Origin of the sequence: Dyadobacter sp. CY327, assembly GCF_021390415.1 — a bacterium.
GTDB lineage: Bacteria > Bacteroidota > Bacteroidia > Cytophagales > Spirosomataceae > Dyadobacter > Dyadobacter chenhuakuii.
This window is the reverse complement of sequence record NZ_JAJUXJ010000006.1, coordinates 133608-154385: the sequence shown is the minus strand read 5'-3', so window position 1 is coordinate 154385 and position 20778 is coordinate 133608. Positions and strand designations below refer to the sequence as shown.

Below are 20778 nucleotides of genomic sequence, written 5' to 3'. Positions count from 1 at the left end.
CCCGATTTGAATTCAGGAATATGTCAAATAAAAAAGAAATCAGGATCGCGCTGATCGGAACCGGACTAATGGGCCGCACGCATTCCAATGGATATAAAAGAATCGGCGACTTTTTCCCAGAGCTGGAATATCGCCCTGTTTTAAAGGCAGTTTGCTCGCGTAACGAAGAAAAAGTGCGTGCATTTGCTGAGCAGTGGGGTTACGAATCCATCGAAACGGATTGGAGAAAAATCATCGAGCGCGATGACATTGACGCAATCGACATTTGCACACCCAATGACACGCATGCCGAAATCGCGATTGCGGCTGCTGCGGCGGGCAAAATGATCCTTTGCGAAAAACCATTGGCAAGAACATTGGAGGAAGCCAAAACCATGGTGGATGCCATTGAAAAAGCTGGTGTTAAAAACACAGTTTGGTATAATTATCGCCGCGTTCCTGCCGTAACATTAGCCAAGCAAATCGTCGATTCAGGCAAACTAGGCCGTATTTTCCATTACCGTGCCAATTTCCTGCAAGACTGGACTATCAATCCGGATGTTCCCCAAGGAGGCGCCGCAACGTGGCGACTGGATGTGGACGCAGCCGGTTCCGGCGTTACCGGCGACTTGCTGGCACATTGCATTGACACAGCGATGTGGATCAACGGTGGCATTAAGGACGTTTCGGCTGTTACCGAGACATTTATCAAAGAACGCGTGCATTCAGCCAGCGGCGAAGTGAAAAAAGTAGGCATAGATGATGCTTGTATTTTCCACTGTCACTTTGATAATGGTTCGCTAGGCCTTTTTGAATCAACGCGTTACGCACGCGGCCATAAGGCACTTTATACATTTGAAATCAACGGTGAACACGCATCCATCCGCTGGGATCTTCACGATTTAAACCGTCTGGAATTCTTCGATCACAGCGACGAATCGATCGTCCGCGGTTGGAGATCAATTTTGGTAACAGATAGCGACCAGCCTTACATGAAGCGTTGGTGGATCCCCGGCACCAGCATTGGTTACGAACATTCATTCATCCACCAAGCCGCGGACTTTTTCGAAAGCCTGCAAACCGATGAGCCGTGCCGACCAACATTCAAAGATGCTTACGAAACCCAGAAAGTCTGCGAAGCAGTGCTGGATTCTGCCGCATCAAAGAGCTGGAAAGACACAAACGTAACCTGGGAAGGCTAAATACCAAAGGGTCCGCAAAACAAAGAGCCGTCAGGCTCAACCCATTTCCAAACCCAGGGTTTCAACCCTGGGTTCCGGGCGAAGACCTCGGGATCGAGCTGCATCGAGAACGATCCCGCCAGAGTCAGAAACCAGGAAAACACAAAGGCTCTGCACATCCAGAACATCAGAATGTGTGGAGCCTTTTTTACTAAAAACGATGGCCGAACCAATCCTCCAAGTCTCAAATCTGACAAAATCATTTTCCGGTGTGAAAGCATTGGAAAATATTCAATTTGAACTGAAAAGAGGAGAAGTACATGCCTTAATGGGCGAAAATGGAGCCGGTAAGTCGACTTTCATGAAAATCCTGATTGGTCTGCTTGCGCCGGATTCGGGTGAAATCATTTTTGAGGGGGCTGATTTAAGGAACAGCAATGTGAGCGCCACATTGAAGCGAGGCATTTCCATGATCCACCAGGAAATCCTCATCATTCCGGAGCTTACTGTTGCACAAAATATTTTTTTAGGCCGAGAGAGAGAAGTTTCCGGAAAAACAGGCTTGGCTTCCGGCTGGCAGAATGATGCTGCCGTAAACCAAAAAGCAGAAGCATTGCTGACCGAAATGGGCGTCAACATTGATCCCAAAGCCAAAATGAAGCATCTGAGCGTAGCGCAAATGCAGATGGTCGAGATTGCAAAAGCGATTTCAAATAATGCAAAAGTGATCATTATGGACGAACCGACATCGGCCATTTCCGATAAGGAAGTGGATACACTTTTCAAGATCATTAAAGACCTGAAAGCAAAGGGAGTCGCCATTATTTACATCTCACACAAGATGGACGAGATCTTCGAGATCTCGGACACCATAACCGTGCTGCGCGATGGGAAATACATTGCTACTAAAAACGCTTCCGAGTTGGATAAACAGTCGCTTATTTCGATGATGGTCGGGCGGAAAATCGAGGACATGTTTCCGGAGTCCAATCATGCAAAAGGTGATCTGGTGATTTCAGTGAAGGGTTTGAGCAAAAAGGATCAGTTTACAGATATCAATTTTGAAGTCCGTGCAGGAGAAATATTGGGATTTGCAGGACTAATGGGCGCCGGGCGAACCGAAATTGCAAGGGTGATTTTTGGTTTGGATAAACAGGATGGCGGCGAAATTATCATTAAGAACAAATTAGTCGTCAACAAAACCCCGCGGCAGGCCATTGAAAACGGCATTGGCTATGTAAGCGAAGATCGCAAGGGCCTGGGTTTTATTCCGGGCATGTCGGTCAAAGACAACACCACATTAGCCAGCATGAACCGGCATCGGAAGGGGATTTTCATCAATACAAACAGCGAAAAGGCATCCACCGAGCAAATAATCGCTGATCTGCGCATTAAAACCACTGATATGAACCAGAAAGTCACTTATCTGAGCGGCGGCAATCAGCAAAAAGTCGTCATCGGAAAAGTGTTACTGGCTTCTCCCGAGATCATCATTCTAGACGAACCGACTCGTGGCGTGGACGTGGGAGCGAAATTCGAAATATACAAACTCATCCGAAATCTCGCCGACAAAGGAATTGCCATCATCATGATCTCCTCCGAACTGCCTGAGATACTGGGAATGAGCGACCGGATTCTGATTTTATCAAAAGGCAAGCAAACTGCGATTCTTTCAAGGGAAGAAGCGACACAGGAATTAATTATGAAATACGCGGTTGCATAGGCTTTTGATTACCGACAAACATTAAAAACAGCGATGGCCGAAAGCCGATTCCCGAAGTAAACATGAACATCCTCCCAACCCGCCTTAATAAATTCAGTCAATACGGCATTTTCCTGGCCTTTACATTAATATGCCTCGCACTGGCATTCAGCACACCAAGATTTTTTACGGTTTCCAATCTCATGATCATCGGAACGCAAGTTTCGATCAACGCATTGCTTGCTTTTGGCGTCACATTCGTCATCATTACCGGCGGCATCGACCTTTCGCTCGGCTCTATGGTCGCCGTTGCGGGCGTTTCCGCAGCCATGTTCGCGCATCCGGACACTTATCCTTTGCTTGTGCCTTTGCTGGCGGGCTTAGGCGCAGGTCTCTTTTTCGGGGCATTCAATGGTTTTGTCATTACAAAAAGCAAAGTGCCGCCCTTCATCGTAACCCTCGGCACCATGACCATTGGTCGTGGTTTAGCATTGATTTTAAGCAAAGGCCGGCCGATATCTAATTTATCCGATTCCTTCAACTTCATAGGCGGCGGTAATCTTTTCGGCATTCCGTTCCCGATCATTATCCTGATCATCGCCTTCATCATCTGCTCCGTTATTTTAAATAAAACCGTCCTCGGTCGCTACATGTACGCAGTAGGCGGGAATGAGCCAGCAGCGCGAGCATCCGGCATCGACGTTACCAATGTCAAAATGTGGGTATATACGCTTTGCGGCCTGCTTTCTGCTGTGGGCGGCATCTTACTCACTTCCCGGATCACAACCGGCCAGCCAAATGCCGGAGCAGGTTTTGAACTTGACGCTATCGCCGCAGCCATCATTGGCGGCACGAGCACATCCGGCGGCACCGGCACCATGACGGGCACATTAATCGGCGCATTGCTGATAGGTGTGATTAGTAATAGTCTGGATTTGCTGAATGTGACGTCTTATTATCAGCAGGTTGTGATGGGAATTATCATCATAGGCGCTGTGGTGCTGGATAGCATGGGTAAGAAGGATCGCTAGCATGAAGCGCACTGTTTAGTCAAATCCGAGTATTTACAGTTAATCGAAGGTTTAGTTTGAATTAAAATACAATGATCAAAACTACCAAATACGTCCTCCTGGCAGCATTAGCACTTACCATTGCGAGCTGCAACCAATCCGGAAAAATCGAAGGCGGCGAAAGTGGTTCCGACAAAAAGCTCGTTGTCGGCGCAACCATGCTAAGCATGCAAAACGAATTCATCGTCAATGTAAGCGACGAAATGGAAGCCAGGGCGAAAGCGCTGGGCGTTGAACTCATCACTGTCGACGCGGAACGCTCCGCATTGAAGCAAGTAGAACAAGTCGAAAGTTTTATAGCCCAAGGCGTGGACGCGATCATTATGAACCCTTGCGAAGTGGAAGCCAGTTCACCGGCTGTAAAGCTTGCTATGGATGCAAACATTCCCATTATTAATGTCAACTCGGAAACATCTGCAAAACCAACTGCGTTTGTCGGTTCCGACGACACGGAATCTGCACGGATAGCCATGAAATATCTGGCAGAAAAACTGGGTGGAAAAGGCAATGTGCTGATTATGCACGGATTCATGGGTCAGGCGGCCCAGCTCAAACGCGACAATGGCGCAAAAGAAATCCTAAAAGCCAATCCAGGCATGAAGCTTCTCGCCGAACAGACCGGCGAATGGGACCGTGCAAAAGCGATGTCATTAATGGAAAACTGGATCCAATCCTACGGCTCAAAAATAAACGCCGTCTTCGCTCACAACGACGAAATGGGCATGGGAGCTGTTAAAGCCCTTGAAGCTGCTGGTTTAAAAGACAAAGTAATCGTTGTTAGCGTAGATGCTATTCCTGACGCTTTGCAATCGGTTAAAAAAGGAGCGTTGAACGCTACAATCTTCCAAAATGCTCAGCAACAAGGCAGTAAAGCCATTGAAATAGCTGTGAAGGCTGCTAAGAAGGAACAGTTTGAAAGGGAGGTTCTGATTCCTTTTCAGTTGGTGAATAAAAAGAACGTTGAGCAGTATTTAAAGTAACAAAGCACTACGATCGCAGCGCCAAAATTTTACTTAGATCAACTTTTTCCAAGCTCTTTTTTGCTTGCTCCGCTTTTTTCTGTGAAAAGGCTTCAACAGCGGCGCGTTCTTCTTCCGACTTATAAAAAGGGCGGGCAACTTTGACTTCATCTTTCATACTCAAGTATTGGTTTATTATTAAGTTTTACAACAAATGCAGTATAGGGACGGTTCTTGGTAAAATACTCAACGTCTGTATCCATCATGCCTAATATATCAAAGCCTTTTTGATATTCATTTAAATCTTTATTAATAACAATTCTGTAAAGACGGGTCCTTACTGCTGTACTCCCTTCTATGTAGAGCAACGAATGTGGGTATGCTCTGAAAAATAAAACGATGCTATGAAGGACAGTTGCAAGCACTTTATGTAAATCAGCGTTGTTGCTAACACTTAAATCATCCATAGTGGCATCCTTTTTCAAATCGCCAAATGCCAAATTGTAAAGATTCAGACTGTGGGAAATTTTAGTGAATGTAATAATTTTTTCAACGGTCTTCGTTTCACTGACACTGTCAAATCTGAACGCTAAACAGTCCTTGCTCGGTATAGTCTCGTATATTCTAAATTCATGTTCTCTGATTTACTTTCCCCTTGATACGGCGAAGCATTTCGGAGGTCACGCATTTCAAATAAAAAATTTTGCTGAAAGTAAACCGGCTGCCCAAATCCCTTTTACTCCCAACTAAACCAGACCGTAACCAACCATTCAATCAATGAATAACTTCAATATCAATCGCCGACATTTTTTGCATGGTGCTACAGCGGCGCTGGCGCTTTCTACATTTGGGGCGAGGGGAATGGATCTTATTAATCCTGCCAAAACGCTTCGGGTGGGGCTTATTGGGACAGGATGGTATGGAAAAAGTGATTTATTCCGGTTGATTCAGGTGGCTCCGGTGGAGGTGCTGGCGCTTTGTGATGTGGATAAAAATCAGTTGAATGAAGCGGGGAAACTCGTGAGTCAGCGGCAGAAATCGGGGAAGACGCCGAAGCTTTATGCCGATTACCAGAAAATGCTGGCTGAGAATGAAATGGACATTGTCCTCATCGGCACGCCGGATCATTGGCATGCGTTGCAGATGATCGATGCTGTGAAAGCAGGCGCGCACGTGTATGTGCAGAAGCCGATTAGTGTAGATGTGATGGAGGGGGAGGCGATGGTGGCTGCGGCAAGAAAGTATAAAAAAGTGGTTCAGGTGGGGACACAGCGGAAAAGCACGCCGCATTTGATCGACGCGAAAAAGAACATTGTTGACGCTGGGCTGCTGGGTAAAATCTCACACGTTGAGATGTGCTGTTATTTCCATATGCGGAATAATGGCAATCCGCCGGTGGAGGCTGTGCCTGATTTTCTGGATTATGAGAAATGGACGGGCCCGGCTCCGCTGAGGCCTTATGATGGCCTGCCGCACGTGCGCTGGTGGAGGACATTTATGGAATATGGAAATGGCATTACGGGAGATATGTGCGTGCATATGTTTGACACGGTGCGCTGGATGCTCAAACTAGGTTGGCCTAAAAAAATCAGCTCGACGGGCGGCATTTATGTCCAAAAAGAAGGGAAATCCAATATTTCAGATACGCAATCGGCGATTTTTGAATATGATGAGCTGAATTGCGTATGGCAGCACCGCACCTGGGGAACGCCTAATAATCCCGATTATCCGTGGTCATTCACTTTATATGGCGAAAAAGGAACATTATGGGCAAGTACAATGGCCTATGATTTCATTCCCAACGGCAAAGGTGAGAAAATTCATAAAGATGTGGTTTTTGAAAAAGAGAAATACCCGGAAGATGTGACGGAAAAGGCCATTGAGCTTAATGCAGCACCCGCTACAAGGCTCCATATGCTCGACTTTTTGAGTGCGATCGACAACAGCAGTAAGCCCGTTGCCGACATTGAAGAGGGACATATTTCAACTGCCAGCTGCATTCTCGCAAATCTTTCCATGAAAACCGGGCGACCCATTGTTTATGATCCGGTAAAACGCGAAATTGTAGGGGATAGGGAAGCGAATGCGCTTTTGGCCCGCCCGTATCGGGATCCGTACAAGCATCCGGATTATAAGAAAGTTTAGCCCTGCAATAAAAGTTTGTGGTCCCTATAAATTCCCAGTGCATCGCGTCCGGCTCAACCCGGGCGCTTTTTTGTTTTACAACCATTTTTAATGCGTGCGAGTCTTACGTTTAGTAGGGAGGTTGTGCAAACGTTTGCATCGCTTTCTGTGCACTCCTAAGGCACTTTTTTTAGTATGAAAAAATGATTTTTTTAAACTTATATACCAAAAGAATTTGTTTATAGTTTATATGATATTGTTATCCGAACAATTAAACTTTTGCCCTCGGAGACTGTCAGATTAATACAATAACTAAACGTTCAAACAAACATGAAAACCATAGTGAAGTTGATGAAGTCCACCGCTGCGGTGGTCGTTGCGGGGCTCTTAATGATGGGATGCAGCCAGGCGCTGCAGACAAGTTACGATTACGATTCGTCTGTTAATTTAAAACAATTTAAAACCTTTAAAGTGGAGGCCGAACACAACATGGAAACGGACCCGCTTTTGGGAAGTGAATTGAACAGAAGAAGGCTTGGAGATGCGGTTGTGGAAGTGATGGAGGCCAAAGGATATAAAATGGACACCAAAAATCCCGACATCATTGTAAGGTTTATGACGGACGTAAAAGACCGTCAGCAAGTGCGTTCCAATAACATGTATTCACCTTATATGTGGTGGTACGGAGGCGGAAACAACATTTCGACCTACAACTATCAGGAAAGCCGTTTTATCCTGAACATTTATCAGAAAAACAGCGACCGCATGGTTTGGCAAGGCTGGGCATCCGGAAAAGTGAAAGCCCCTACCAAAAAAGAAGACCGCGAAACAATGGTAAAAAACACCATGACGGACATTCTGAAGACCTTCCCGCAGGCTACGTCAGATACGTATAGCAGGAATTAAGTTTTAGAAAATGATTAAAAAAAGCGCAGAACATCCTCTGCGCTTTTTTTTCTATAAAGCCTCCCCATTCCGAAACTCTTCGGAAGCCTTTTTTACAATAGCATCCCCTGCATGCAAATCACCAAACACTTCTACCAGAGAATCCACCACGGTCCCTCTTTTCACAGGAACCCATTCTGCTTTTTTGTCTTTTTCGCGGATGACGAAGACTTGTTCGCTGGAATAGACTACGGCGGAGGTGGGGACGAATAGGGTGTTGGTGGTGCGGGCGGAGTTGAGAGAGACTTGCGCGTACATGCCGGCTTTCAGTTCGTTGGAACGGTTATCGACGTCGAATTCGGTCATCATCGAGCGGTTTTCTTCGGATAATGTTCGCGAACTTCTGGCGTAAATGCCTTTGTATTGCTTTTCAGGGCTTGCTGAAACGGTGAAGTTGATCTCGCCTTTGGACGGGATTGCGTTCGACAGGTTTTCAGGGATCGCCAGTGTTAAGCGCAATTTTGTGTTGTCTTCCAGGATGAATAACGGTTTTGCGCCGCTTTCGCCTGGTCCTACCAATGCACCCGGGCTGATGTTCCGCTCCGTAATGATGCCGTCGAAGGGCGCTGCAACGGTCAGATATTTAGCTAGTTGCGATTTTGTTTCCATGAAGGAGCGGGCGGCCTGCACATTTCCCAGGGCCATGGCCACTGCCGAGCTGTCGGTGATGGAGCGTGCTTTGGCAACATCCAGTTCGTTGAGTGACACGGCGCCCTGTGTTTTGTTGGTGCGCAAAAGGCGGTCATAGGTCATGGAACTGGTCTGGAATTTGGTCTGACTTTCGTGTAACGCCGCTTCGGAAGCGAGCAGCTGCGCTTTGGCCTGGCTTAGTTCCGACAACACTTCCGGCGCTTCGAGCGTTGCCAGGATCTGCCCTTTCCGCACCATTGTTCCGCGATCCACATGAACCGTTTTTACAAAACCCTTTACTTTCGGATGAATGCTAACCTTGTTCCAGGGCTTCAATTCGCCGGGTAATGTCAGTTGTTTAGCGGGTTTCAAGCTTTGCACGGCGGCCATTTCCACCGCTGGTTCCTTTTCTGCTTTTTGCTCCTTATGCTCCGTCGTTTCGGCCTCAGAACTGCACGACATAATGCTAAAAGACAGCATTCCAATGATTAAAAACGATTTCAGGGTGTTCATAGAAAGGGAAGTTTGAAGTTTTTTGCGGAAAAAATTGCTTTCCGGATCTTCCGGATCGAGTGATAATGATTGAATGGATGCTTTTTTCTGGACCATTGTGAAAACGGCCGGAAGAATGAGCAGCGATGCCAATGTAGATGCGATAAGTCCGCCGATTACTGCTTGTCCGAGCGGTGCAATCTGGTCGCCGCCTTCGCCCATGCCGGAGGCCATGGGGATCATTCCGGCGATCATCGCGATACTGGTCATTAGAATGGGCCGTATCCTGCTTCCGGCAGCTAAAATCACTGCCTTATGCGAGTCATTGAGCTGCAAACGCAGGTTTTCGGCATTGGTCACCATTAAAATTGCATTCGCCACGGAGACGCCGACAGACATAATCAAGCCCATATAAGATTGGAGATTCAATGTGGCGCCGGTGATGAGCAACAGCCCAATGGACCCTACAACAACCGCAGGAATCGTTGAAAGCACGACTAATGATAATTTGAAGGATTGGTAAGTTGCCGAAAGCAACAGGAACATGATCACAATCGCGATGACAAGGCCCACTTGCAAGCTGCCTAATGTCTCGGTGAGCAGGTTAGATTGTCCTTTTAGTTCAACCAAAACACCACGCGGAGGCTCTCCCGCATTCTTAATGGCTGTTTGCACTGCTTTTGTGGCCGCGCCCAAATCTTTTTTGTGAATGTTCGCTGTAACCGTTACCAGACGGTTCGGGCCGGCGCGGTCGTATTCGCCGGGGGCTGTTTTTTCTGAAAAAGTGGCTACGTCTGCTAATAGGGGGTTGCTGACGCCGGTTTTCAAAGGAATTGTTCCAATGTCTTCAACAGAGGTCATCTGATATTCGGGGATTTGAACCTGAACTTGATAAGCCAATCCCTTTGCATCGTCCAGCCACAGATTTTTGTCTGTAAAACGGCTGGATGAGGTGGCTGCAACCATGGATCTGGCGACCTGGGTGGAGGTTATACCCAGCTGACCCGCTCTTTCACGGTTGATTTCCACATTCAGTACCGGATATTCGAGTGGCTGAGCAATTTGAACGTCCCTCAGGAATGCAATATGCTGTATTTCCTTTTGAATTTTCTTGGCAAATCTTCCTGCTTCTTCAACGTCTTTCGCTGCAACGCTGACCTCGATCGGCGTGGAGGCTCCCTGGCTCATGATCTTGTCGACGAGCTCAATGGGTTCGAATGAAATTTTCAATGCAGGGATTTCTTTTCCAATGCGTTCACGCAGTTTTTCCTTCAATGCATCCATTTTAACAGGGAAATCTTCCCGCAGCGAAACCTGCAAAACGGCCTCGTGCGGCCCACTGTTGAACACAAAAATGTTGGAAGTTCCATAGCTGGAAGGAACAGTGCCGACATACGCCGAAGAAATCTCCACATGCTCTTTGCCCACTTCCGTTTTGATTAAATTCAAAACCTTCAATGTCGCCTGCTCGGTGCGCTCCACACGCGTTCCGTCTGCAATGCGCAGGCGCATCTGGAATTGATGGCTGTTTGCTTTTGGTAAGATATCCGTCCCGATCAGGAAAAATCCGCCGACGATCAGTGCCACTGCTCCGACCAGATAAACGGGAACCACCAGCTTTCCTTTGCGCATGATGCCGCTGAGGAAATCAATGTATTTCAATTTGAATTTTTCAAAACCTTTTGGCGGCAACGATGGATGCGCACCTTCTTCGATCACATCGTCAATTTCTTTTTGATCAAGAGCCAATGTAGGAGCTTCATGATGCGGGTGTTCTTTCAAAAGCCAGTTGGCCAAGACCGGAACCAATGTTTGGGATAACAAAAATGAAGCGATCATCGCAAAACCAACTGCGAGCGAAAGCGGCAAAAACATGGATCTCGGAATGCCGCTCATGACAAACGACGGAGCAAAAACGGCCAGAATAGCTAACAGAATGAGGAATTCAGGAAAAGCAATCTCCTTACAAGCATCCCAAATGGCCTGTTCTTTGGGCTTACCCATTTCCTGGTGCTGGTGAATGTTCTCAATGGTCACCGTTGCCTGATCCACCAATACACCGATCGCCAACGCTAACCCGCTCAATGTCATAATGTTGATTGTTTGACTAAACAGATTCATCAAAATCACAGCGGACAAAATCGAGATGGGGATCGTGACAATTACGATGATCACACTCCGCCAGTCCCTCAGGAATAAAAGCACCATCAGACCCGTCAGTAAGGCACCTAAAATCCCTTCGGTAATCAAGCTTTTCAGAGAATTGGTCACATAAACGGATTGGTCAAATTCATAGGAAATCTTCACGTCCTCGGGAACCGCATTGCGTAATTGCGGCAAAGCGGCGCGAATGTTGTTCACCACATCCAATGTTGAAGCATCCGATTTTTTTACAACCGGGATATAGACCGCGCGGCGGCCATTGATCAAGGCATAACTTACCGTCACATCGGCGCCATCTTCTACGGTTCCTACGTCGCGCACGAAAACGGTCGGTCCGGCGCCGATGCGGATGGGAATATTCAGGAAGTCCTCGGGTTGCTTAATGAGCGAGTTGACCGGCGTCATCAATGTTTTGTCGCCCATGCGGATGTTACCCGCAGGAGAAGGTTGGTTATTAGTGACAATGGATTTAATGATCTCTTCCGGCGTCAAATGATAACTTCGAATGCGTTCAGGATCAACGCGGATTACGATCGTGCGCTGGTTTCCGCCAAATGGCGGCGGGCTGGAAACGCCTTCAATGCGGCTGAACATGGGCCGCACCCGGGACGAGGCAAAATCCTGTATTTCGTTCAATGAGCGGGATGAGCTTTCGAAAACCATTTGTCCGATGGGGACAGAACTGGCGTCAAAACGCACGACTTGCGGAGGAACGGTTCCTTCGGGCATGTATGCTTTTGCCCGCGAAACATTGTTGGCAACTTCCGCCGCCGCCTGCGCCATATCCGTGCCCGGATAGAATGATAATTTGATCAGAGAAAGCCCCTGAATCGTTTTTACATCCACATCCCGGATGCCGGAAACGTACAGAAAGTGATCCTGGTAACGCGTGGCGATAAAGCCGTCCATCTGGTCGGGAGCCATGCCGCCGTAAGGCTGCACTACGTAGATGGTTGGCAAATCCAGGTTTGGGAAAATATCGACGGGAATGCTGCGGATGGAGAGAATGGAGAAAAACAAAATTCCGATCACCACCACCACAATGGATATAGGCTGCCGCAATGCGGTTCGAATGAGTTGATACATAGTGAATTATTGATTTATTGGGCGATCTGATTAAGGAAAATGGACAGGTCTCCGGCGGCGGCGGCCTGCATCAGCAGTGCGCGCCAGGCGTTTCCATTGGTGACGAATTTGTCCACTTCGGCGCGATTAAGCGCATTTACACTTTGCGCCAATGTAAATAAGTCGGTTAGGCCGCTTTCGTAGCGTGCTTGTGCCTGATTAAAAGCGCCTTGCGCTGCATTGAGCTGGACGGGTGTGAGACGCGCCTGATCCAAAGCGAGCTGGAACTGCATTTCCGCATCGCGCGATTGCCGGTCGAGTTGCAGTTTTTGGGTTTGATAAAGTTCTTTAAAACGCTCAACCTGAAACTGTTCGTTTTTGTAATCATTACGCACCCGCAAAATGTTGGTGAGGTTCCAGCGCGTGGAAACGCCAAACAGATAATTGTAAACCTGGTAATTTACCCCGCTTCCAAAATCCGTTTTGTAAGAATCATCCTTGTTGGAAACACCCGAACCACGAGCCCAACCCGATCCTAAAATCGAGATTGATGGAAGAAATGATTTGCGGACGGCATTGCTCCTGGCAAGGGAAGCGTCGATCTGGCTTTGAGAAAAACGCAGAGCAGGATTTTTGAGAAAGTCTGTTTCGGAATTGGCGGCGGGTAATTGGGAGTAAAAGGCCATGCTATCGACCTGAATGCTGTCGCGCAGCTGGCCTGTGAGTTCCGCCAGTCGAAGGGCTTGCGCCTTTTTAGAACGCTGACTTTCTAGTAACAATAATTGCGCTTTGGCAAATTCGGCGCTGGCCAGTGAACTGTCTACGCCGGGACGCATGCCCGAGCCGACCGCAGCATCCGTAACCTGCTTGAAAACCAATGCTCTTTCGAGATTTTGCTGCTGCGCTTCCACCAGTTTTTGGTTAATGAGCAGCACCAGATAAGCGTCCACGATCCGGACCTGATGCTGAAAAATCTCATTTTCATAATCGGCCTGGCTGCGTGATAACTCCGCTTTGGCGGTTTTTACATTGGCCTTAACCTTTCCAAAATTAAAAACACGCCAGTCGACAAGTGCGCTGGTGAAACTGCCGAATGTGCCCGTATAAATGTTATCCGGACGAATGCCGCCCGAAGGAGAAATGACGCTCCCTTCATTGCCCCAGAATGAGCCTGCAACACTGTTATTGGTCGAAAATGTATACTGGTCCTGAACGACAAAAGCGGGCAGATAATCCGTTTTGACAGATTTAATACGCATTTCTGCACCACGCACTTCGGCCTGTTTGGATTTCAGGAAAGGATAGTTTTGAGTGCCTTCCTGCAATATTTCCTGTAAATTCACTTGCTGTGCATGGCATATGGCGCTTGACATCAGTAAGGCGAGCAGGAAAACCAGGCCGGGTGTTTTGCGCTTTTCTTGAAAAAGCCTTTTTGAACCAGGAATGAACATGATATAACGGGTTAATCCAACAATATTTTGGGGCGAAACTAGGAGCCAATTCTGGAAACATTTGGGAGAAATGGCTGTTTTAAGCCGTTTGAGGACAAAATATTATCTCCTAAATTTTTCCAGAATCGCATTTTACCTTTGTCCGTTATCTTACAGCCGATCCATGAAAGTATTAGTAGTAGAAGATGAAAAGGGCCTGGCGGAAAGCATTGTTGAATACTTGACGCGGGAAGGATTTATTTGTGAAGTAGCCAATACGTTCTGGCAAGCCGATGAGAAAATCAGTTTGTACCAATATGATTGCACGATTGTAGACCTGACATTGCCCGACGGCGACGGCTTTGACATTGTGCAAACACTAAAAAAAATAGCAGCAGCAACCGGCATCATCATCATATCGGCTCGTAACACGCTGGAAGACAAGATCAAAGGGCTAGAAATCGGCTCGGACGATTACATGACCAAGCCATTCCACCTTTCTGAATTAAATGCTAGGGTTAAATCGCTGATCAGGAGGCGGAGTTTTGGCGGGAACAATGATATGATCTGGAAAGAAATCCGCGTGCAGCTACAATCCAGAAAGGTCTTTATTGGAGAAAAGGAGGCAATTTTGTCTAAAAAGGAATACGACCTTTTGCTGTATTTTTTAGCTAATACGGACGTGGCCCTGACCAAGGAATCCATCGCAGAACATCTCTGGGGTGATCATATGGATTCCTATGATTCGCTGGATATGGTTTATTCGCACATCAAAAACCTCCGGAAAAAGATTTTGGAAAGGGGAGGGAAGGACTACATTCAGTCCATTTACGGCATCGGTTATAAATTCACAGCGCCTTGAAATTACTTCAGAAAACAAGCAGAATTTACCTTTTCGCATCGCTGGCCATCTACATTGCGGTGGGCATCGCGTTTTTCTGGAGTATCAAATATATGATTTACGACGAGGTGGAAAATCGGCTCAAAGTTGAGAAACGCGATTTTGAGGCTTATGTGGAGGAGCACGACGAGTGGTTGGAGGATGCGTATTTTGTAGAGAATAAAATCGAAGTCAGCCCCACGCGCGGCAGCATTTCTGACGAGGTGATCTTTAAAGACACATTGATTCTGAACCGATATGAAGGAACCCTTGATCCGTTTAGGCAGCTGACTTTCTACGCCTCCATAGACGGTGAGCCGCACCGGGTTGTGATCAGGAAGTCGATGATCCAGTCTTACAAGCTTATTGAGGCTATTTCGGCGATTATGATTGCTTTTCTGGGTGTGCTGATGGTGGGAATGTTCTTTTTCCAGCGACGGCTTTCGGGCAAAATATGGCAACCGTTTTACGAATCGCTGGCCAACATTAAGGATTTTGATTGGACCAAAAGTAAAAAGTTAGAGCTTCCGAAAAGTGAAATTACGGAGTTCAATGAGCTGGAAGATGTGATGGTAAAAATGGCTTCCAAAATGCAGCACGATTACAAGAGCCTCAAAGAATTTACCGAGAATGCGTCCCACGAGATGCAAACGCCGCTCGCGCTTATTAATGCACGCGTGGAGCAGTTTATCCAAACGGGTGATCTGGACAAAGATCATACTTACTGGATTGAAGAGATTTACCACGCTTCCCGCAGAATATCCCGGATTAACCAAGGCTTGCTTTTATTGGCAAAGATTGAAAATCAGCAGTTTACAGAGCAGGAAAACACTAATCTGACCGATTTGCTAAAAGCGAAACTCGGCGATTTTGAAGACATCATTTCACATAAACAACTCCGCGTGGATATTGATGCTGAGGGAGAATTTATCACATTAATGTCTCCCGCATTGGCAGAAATCATGATCGTTAACCTGATCAACAATGCCATCAGGCATAATTACGTGAACGGAACATTAGAGATCACGTCAGGAAACCATCATTTGCAGGTAAGCAACACCGGTAACGCATTAAAAACAGACCCTGAAAGCCTGTTTGACCGCTTCAAAAAGGAATCCTCTGGTAGCGAATCGGTGGGATTAGGCTTGGCAATAGTGAAGCAGATTTGTGATAATTATAATTTAAAAATCACCTATCAAAATCAAGAATCAATCCACAAAATCCGCATAGAATCTTGGTAGCAAAACAATGATCATTAATGACAAAAAATCCCGGAGGGATGACATATCGGTAGCAAAACAATGATCATTAATGACGGAAAATCCCGGAGGGATGAAACAGCCTACACAGCGTTTCATCCCTCCGGGATTTTTATCTTGGATTGACCTTATGTTGCTACCAATATTTCATCCCTCTGGGATTTGTTGATACGGCATATTTTTTATGCTACCGATATTTTATCCCTCTGGGATTCGCTGATGTGGCCATTTTTCTTTGCTACCGATATTTCATCCCTCTGGGATTCGCTGATATGGCCTATTTTTTATGCTACCAATATTTCATCCCTCCGGGATTTGCTGATACGTTCTATTTTTTGCTTCTGTTCCAGTTACCTGGATGCTTTTTCCAGTTCGGCTGTTAACATTTTATTGTCAGGAAATTCCTGCGGGATCCAGCGGTTAACGATTTTTCCGGATGCATCTGTTACCAGAAAGGGATAGCGGATATCGATCGCATATTTCTCCTTCAAAATTTCAATGTTCTCATCCGAAGCCCAAAGATGCTTTGCATTCGGCCTGTCCTTTGCATATTGCTTCCAGGTGCCGAACGGAATGCCGGGAGCGACTGATACATAAACGAATGTTGCTTTATCGCCCAACTTATCTTCCAACGCCTTCATACCTGGCTCGTGCTGGCCGATACTGAACGAAAATACCATGCATACGGGCTTTCCGGTAAGTGACGAAACCGTTACAGCCGTGCTATCCACATTCAGCAATGTAATATCTGCCAATGCTGCGCCGGGTTGCAATGTTTCTTTTGTTGCAATCAGCTTCGCTATATATTCGGCATTCGGGGATTGCGGGAATGTTGTTTTGTAATCTTCCAAAAGTGCTTTGCTGGTTTCAATGCCCGGAATAGCCGTGGCAGCGTAATTAAGCCAGTATGTGAGCAGATATTCTTTCTGTTTAGGATAGGCAGCCAGTTTTTCCTTACTAAAAGCGTAAACATCTTTCAATGCTTCCGGGCTGATTTCATATCTGGATTCAGACGCCAACGGGAATTTCCTTGTAGACGGGATCAAAGCCCAGTTGCGAAGTTCATCGCGATACGACTGGCTTAGCAATGCTTCGTCTGACATGATTTTGAAATCGGCCAACGTAACTTCTTCAAGCTCTTTGCGTTGCGCATCGTCCAACTTCATGACCCGGTTGCCGCGCATGATCTTTTCCTGGATCAGGCGTCTCATTAACGATGGCTCCGTAGCCGTTGTGGCCAACACATAAGCCTCAAAACCAGGCACAACGGGATTTGCAGCTTTAAATTTTGCAAAACCATCCAGGCGTGCTTTTTCCAGGCTGTCGCTTTGTTGTACTACACTTTTATTCTCAATCTGCGACGGTTTGTAGCCAAATACCGGCAAATACTGGAATTGGTTTTCAAGGAAATAATTTTTCAGAAAAGTCTGATAATTAGCGTTCTTTCCGGAGAAAGTCACATCTCCGTTATCGGCGAATGCAATGGTAAGGTCATCGCCTGGCTGGATGAACAGCATCCAGGTTTTGTTAATGCTTCCACCGCCATATTGCAGGCGCATCATGCGTGGCTCCGGCAATTGAATGACGGCTTTTTCGGTTGTTTTGTCTTTGAAATCAGTGGAGGCGACGGGTTCCAGTTTTACATCGGCAAGGCCTATGCCCAGATTGGGGTGGAAGTGAACATCTTCCTGTACCAAAGTTACGGTTACAGGAGCTTGTTTTGGGTTAGTGAGCGTTATAGTTGCAGTATTTTGGGCTTTTACCAATACGCTGGTAAATAATAGTATCAGTAGCGTTACTTTTTTCATTTTGTGTATAATAAGATTTTGAGGTCACTTTTCAAGTGTAAAAAGTGTGCCAATATACGTAAGATCGTGCGGCATTTGCCCCGTACTTCTTTTAACTTAGCTTCTTAATTCCTGATTCTCCGAATGAGCCGCGTTTCAATCCTACAATTCAATGACCTCCGTTCCCGCTTTGAAGGGGAGCTTTATTTTGATAATTCAACATTGCATGCGGCTCAAAAGTCCATCTATGCAACGGACGCTTCCGTTTATCAGGAAATGCCTCTGGCAGTGTCGCTCCCGCGAACGGTGGAAGATATTCGCAGACTGATTGAATTCGCTGCCAAAAATAAAGTGACGCTCATTCCGCGTGCTGCCGGCACATCGCTGGCGGGGCAGGTAGTGGGAAGCGGGATTGTGGTTGACATTTCAAAGCATTTTGGAAAAATCATCGAGGTTAATGTGGCCGAAAAGTGGGTTCGCGTGCAGCCAGGCGTGATCCGGGATGATCTGAACAAGCATTTAGCCCAATACGGCCTGCTTTTCGGGCCGGAAACTTCTACGGCGAGCCGCGCTATGATCGGGGGAATGATCGGGAATAATTCCTGCGGCTTGCATTCGATCACCTGGGGCGCTACGCGGGATCATTTGCTGGAAGTAAAAGCATTGCTGTCGGATGGTTCGGAAACGACATTTAATAATCAGTCTGTTTCGGAATTTACAAACACGGTTATAGGTAAAAAGGCCAATAGCAAAAGAGAGCAGTCCATTCTGGCTGGCATGATGGGATTGGTTTCGAATCCGGTGGATCAGGAGTTGATCAAAAAACAATTTGCCAAACCAACCGTAACACGCAGAAATTCAGGCTATGCACTGGATGCATTGGTAAGGGGGTTTGAAAAAAATGAAATAAATCTCTGCAATCTGATTGCAGGCTCGGAAGGGACATTGTGCTTTGTGACTGAGGCGAAACTAGCTTTGGTAGATGCGCCGCCCGCGTCTGTCGGTGTGGTTTGCGTGCATGCGAACTCGCTCGCTGAATCACTGCATGCAAACCGCGTTGCTATGCAATTTGATCCAAAAGCTTCCGAGCTTGTGGACCGCTACATCATGGACTTTACCAAAGATCACACGGTTTATTCCCAAAACAGGTTCTTCATGCAGGGTGATCCGGCCGCATTGTTGCTGGTTGAGTTCTGGGGAAATAATATTCAGGAGGTTGAGCTGCAAGCGGCAAATCTGATTACTGCGTTGAAGGCAGAAAACCTGGGTTATGCCTATCCGCTTTTGTTTGGAGAAGAGGCAAACAAGGCCTGGGACATCAGAAAGGCAGGTTTGGGGTTAATCCGGAATTTGCCAGGTGATACACAGCCCGTTAACCTCATCGAAGATTGTGCCGTGGCGGTGGAAGATCTGCCTGAATACATTGCCGAATTGGAAATCCTTTTACAAAATCACGGTCTGCACGCTTCGTATTATGCACATGCCGGTGCTGGCGAATTGCACGTGGAGCCGATGATCAACCTCAAAACCGAAGCGGGTAAGCAGCTTTTCAGGCAAGTGCTGGCGGATACGGCTGCATTGGTGAAAAAATACAATGGTTCGCTGTCGGGCGAGCATGGCGATGGCCGGTTAAGGGGTGAATTTATTCCTTATATGATGGGCAGTGAAGTTTATGAAATGTTCCGGCAGGTAAAACGCATCTGGGATCCTGATGGGATTTTTAATGCAAATAAAATCGTCGATACGCCGCCTATGAATGAATTCCTGCGCTATGAGCAGGACAAACCGCAGCCCGAAATCAAAACAATTTTTGATTTTTCCAAACAGGAAGGAATGCTCCGTCTGGCTGAAAAGTGCAGTGGATCAGGGGATTGCAGAAAAACAGAGCTTACGGGCGGAACCATGTGCCCGAGTTACATGGCCACGCGCCGGGAGCGGGACACCACACGGGCACGCGCGAACATTCTCAGACAATATTTAACGCCGGTTAGCCAAAAGCAAACAGGCAGCGCACCAATCGCCGCTACCCAGGAAATGGTGAAAGAAGTGCTGGATCTTTGTCTTTCGTGCAAAGGCTGTAAGTCGGAATGTCCTTCCAGTGTGGATGTGGGCAAGATGAAGGCGGAATTTACGCAGCAATATTATGAAACGCATGGGGTTCCTATGCGGAGCAAGCTGATCGCAAATTTCTCTAAACAGATGAAGCTGGCTTCTATCGCTCCCTGGGCTTTTAATGGTGTTTTTGGCACAACTTCACTTCGGAAAATAGCTAATAAAATGGTCGGTTTTCACCCGGATCGTTCCATGCCGCATCTGCATTCGGAGACATTGGAAAAGTGGTGGAAAAAAAGACAAAAACCAGAACATTCAAATGCCCGGAAGGTCTATTTGTTTTGTGATGAATTTACGAATTATAATGATGTTGAGGTTGGCAAGAAAGCCGTTGAGTTGCTGGAAAGAATTGGTTATGAAGTCATTATTCCAAAGCATGAGGAATCCGGCCGTTCCTATTTGTCAAAAGGATTTGTAAAAGAAGCCCAGCAACTGGCCATTAAAAATGTGGCTCACCTTAACGACCTCATCACTTACGATACACCGCTGATCGGCATCGAGCCGTCCGCAATTCTTTCATTCCGGGATGAATACATCGATCTTGTTCCTGCGGAACAGCGAGCGGATGCTGTCAGAATTTCCGAGCATGCATTGCTTTTTGAAGAATTCATTGCCCGTGAAATAGACGCGAAAAGACTCAATAGAAGTGTATTTACACAAAAAAAGCAACTGATTAAGTTGCACGGGCATTGTCATCAAAAAGCTTTATCCACGTTATCTGCGTCTAAAAAAGCACTGTCACTTCCAGAAAATTACCATGTTCAGCTCATTCCCTCGGGGTGTTGCGGCATGGCCGGATCCTTCGGTTATGAAGAGGAACATTATGCCGTTTCCATGCAGATAGGAGAGCTGGTGTTGTTTCCGACAGTACGCCAGCAGCCCGAAGATGTGTTGGTGGCCGCTGCCGGAACCAGCTGCAGGCATCAGATAAAAGACGGAACAGGACGTCGTTCACAACATCCTGCCGAAATTTTATGGGATGCACTTATCGATAAGTGAC

General features: G+C 46.8%; 14 protein-coding genes. 9 read left to right on the top strand and 5 right to left on the bottom strand.

The window, feature by feature from the left end:
* Positions 1 to 20 precede the first annotated feature (20 nt).
* The 4 genes from LZG74_RS15775 (at position 21) to LZG74_RS15760 (ending at position 4912) form a co-directional block, all read left to right on the top strand.
* Positions 21 to 1181 (top strand): Gfo/Idh/MocA family protein, encoded by a 1161-nt coding sequence (locus LZG74_RS15775; protein ID WP_233797505.1) that lies wholly within the window; start codon positions 21 to 23, stop codon positions 1179 to 1181.
* A 199-nt stretch (positions 1182 to 1380) separates the two neighbouring features.
* Positions 1381 to 2883 (top strand): sugar ABC transporter ATP-binding protein, encoded by a 1503-nt coding sequence (locus LZG74_RS15770; protein ID WP_233797504.1) that lies wholly within the window; start codon positions 1381 to 1383, stop codon positions 2881 to 2883.
* Positions 2884 to 2945: 62 nt separating this feature from the next.
* A complete protein-coding gene (locus LZG74_RS15765; protein ID WP_233797503.1) occupies positions 2946 to 3893 on the top strand; it encodes an ABC transporter permease in 948 nt (315 codons plus the stop codon).
* A gap of 71 nt (positions 3894 to 3964) precedes the next feature.
* Complete coding sequence (locus LZG74_RS15760; RefSeq protein ID WP_233797502.1) at positions 3965 to 4912, top strand: sugar ABC transporter substrate-binding protein; 948 nt, start codon at positions 3965 to 3967, stop codon at positions 4910 to 4912.
* Between the two features lie 7 nt (positions 4913 to 4919).
* On the opposite strand, the gene LZG74_RS15755 is transcribed toward LZG74_RS15760, so the two are convergent.
* On the bottom strand, positions 4920 to 5069 hold the full coding sequence (locus tag LZG74_RS15755) for a hypothetical protein (RefSeq protein WP_233797501.1): 150 nt from the start codon (positions 5067 to 5069) through the stop codon (positions 4920 to 4922).
* The gene (locus tag LZG74_RS15750; protein ID WP_409014494.1) at positions 5059 to 5502 is read right to left on the bottom strand and encodes a DUF6934 family protein; all 444 of its coding nucleotides are present in this window, start codon (positions 5500 to 5502) and stop codon (positions 5059 to 5061) included. Before LZG74_RS15750 ends, LZG74_RS15755 begins: the two co-directional genes overlap by 11 nt.
* Positions 5503 to 5668: 166 nt before the next feature.
* On the opposite strand from LZG74_RS15750, the gene LZG74_RS15745 reads away from it, so the two are divergent.
* Positions 5669 to 7036 (top strand): Gfo/Idh/MocA family protein, encoded by a 1368-nt coding sequence (locus tag LZG74_RS15745; protein WP_233797499.1) that lies wholly within the window; start codon positions 5669 to 5671, stop codon positions 7034 to 7036.
* Between the two features lie 309 nt (positions 7037 to 7345).
* Positions 7346 to 7921, top strand: coding sequence for a DUF4136 domain-containing protein (locus tag LZG74_RS15740; protein WP_233797498.1), 576 nt, complete (start codon positions 7346 to 7348; stop codon positions 7919 to 7921).
* 51 nt (positions 7922 to 7972) lie between these two features.
* Here the strand turns inward: LZG74_RS15740 and LZG74_RS15735 are convergent, their stop codons facing one another.
* A complete protein-coding gene (locus LZG74_RS15735; RefSeq protein ID WP_233797497.1) occupies positions 7973 to 12331 on the bottom strand; it encodes an efflux RND transporter permease subunit in 4359 nt (1452 codons plus the stop codon).
* 14 nt (positions 12332 to 12345) lie between these two features.
* A complete protein-coding gene (locus tag LZG74_RS15730) occupies positions 12346 to 13761 on the bottom strand; it encodes a TolC family protein (protein ID WP_233797496.1) in 1416 nt (471 codons plus the stop codon).
* Between the two features lie 163 nt (positions 13762 to 13924).
* Here LZG74_RS15730 and LZG74_RS15725 point away from each other — a divergent pair, with 163 nt between their 5' ends.
* Both LZG74_RS15725 and LZG74_RS15720 read left to right on the top strand, forming a co-directional pair.
* Entirely contained in the window at positions 13925 to 14602 is a 678-nt protein-coding gene (locus LZG74_RS15725) for a response regulator transcription factor (RefSeq protein WP_233797495.1), read from the top strand.
* On the top strand, positions 14599 to 15861 hold the full coding sequence (locus tag LZG74_RS15720) for a HAMP domain-containing sensor histidine kinase (protein WP_233797494.1): 1263 nt from the start codon (positions 14599 to 14601) through the stop codon (positions 15859 to 15861). Before LZG74_RS15725 ends, LZG74_RS15720 begins: the two co-directional genes overlap by 4 nt.
* A 368-nt stretch (positions 15862 to 16229) precedes the next feature.
* Here the strand turns inward: LZG74_RS15720 and LZG74_RS15715 are convergent, their stop codons facing one another.
* Positions 16230 to 17687, bottom strand: coding sequence for a hypothetical protein (locus tag LZG74_RS15715; protein ID WP_233797493.1), 1458 nt, complete (start codon positions 17685 to 17687; stop codon positions 16230 to 16232).
* 123 nt (positions 17688 to 17810) lie between these two features.
* On the opposite strand from LZG74_RS15715, the gene LZG74_RS15710 reads away from it, so the two are divergent.
* Positions 17811 to 20777, top strand: coding sequence for an FAD-binding and (Fe-S)-binding domain-containing protein (locus LZG74_RS15710; protein WP_233797492.1), 2967 nt, complete (start codon positions 17811 to 17813; stop codon positions 20775 to 20777).
* The last annotated feature ends 1 nt before the right edge of the window (position 20778 follow it).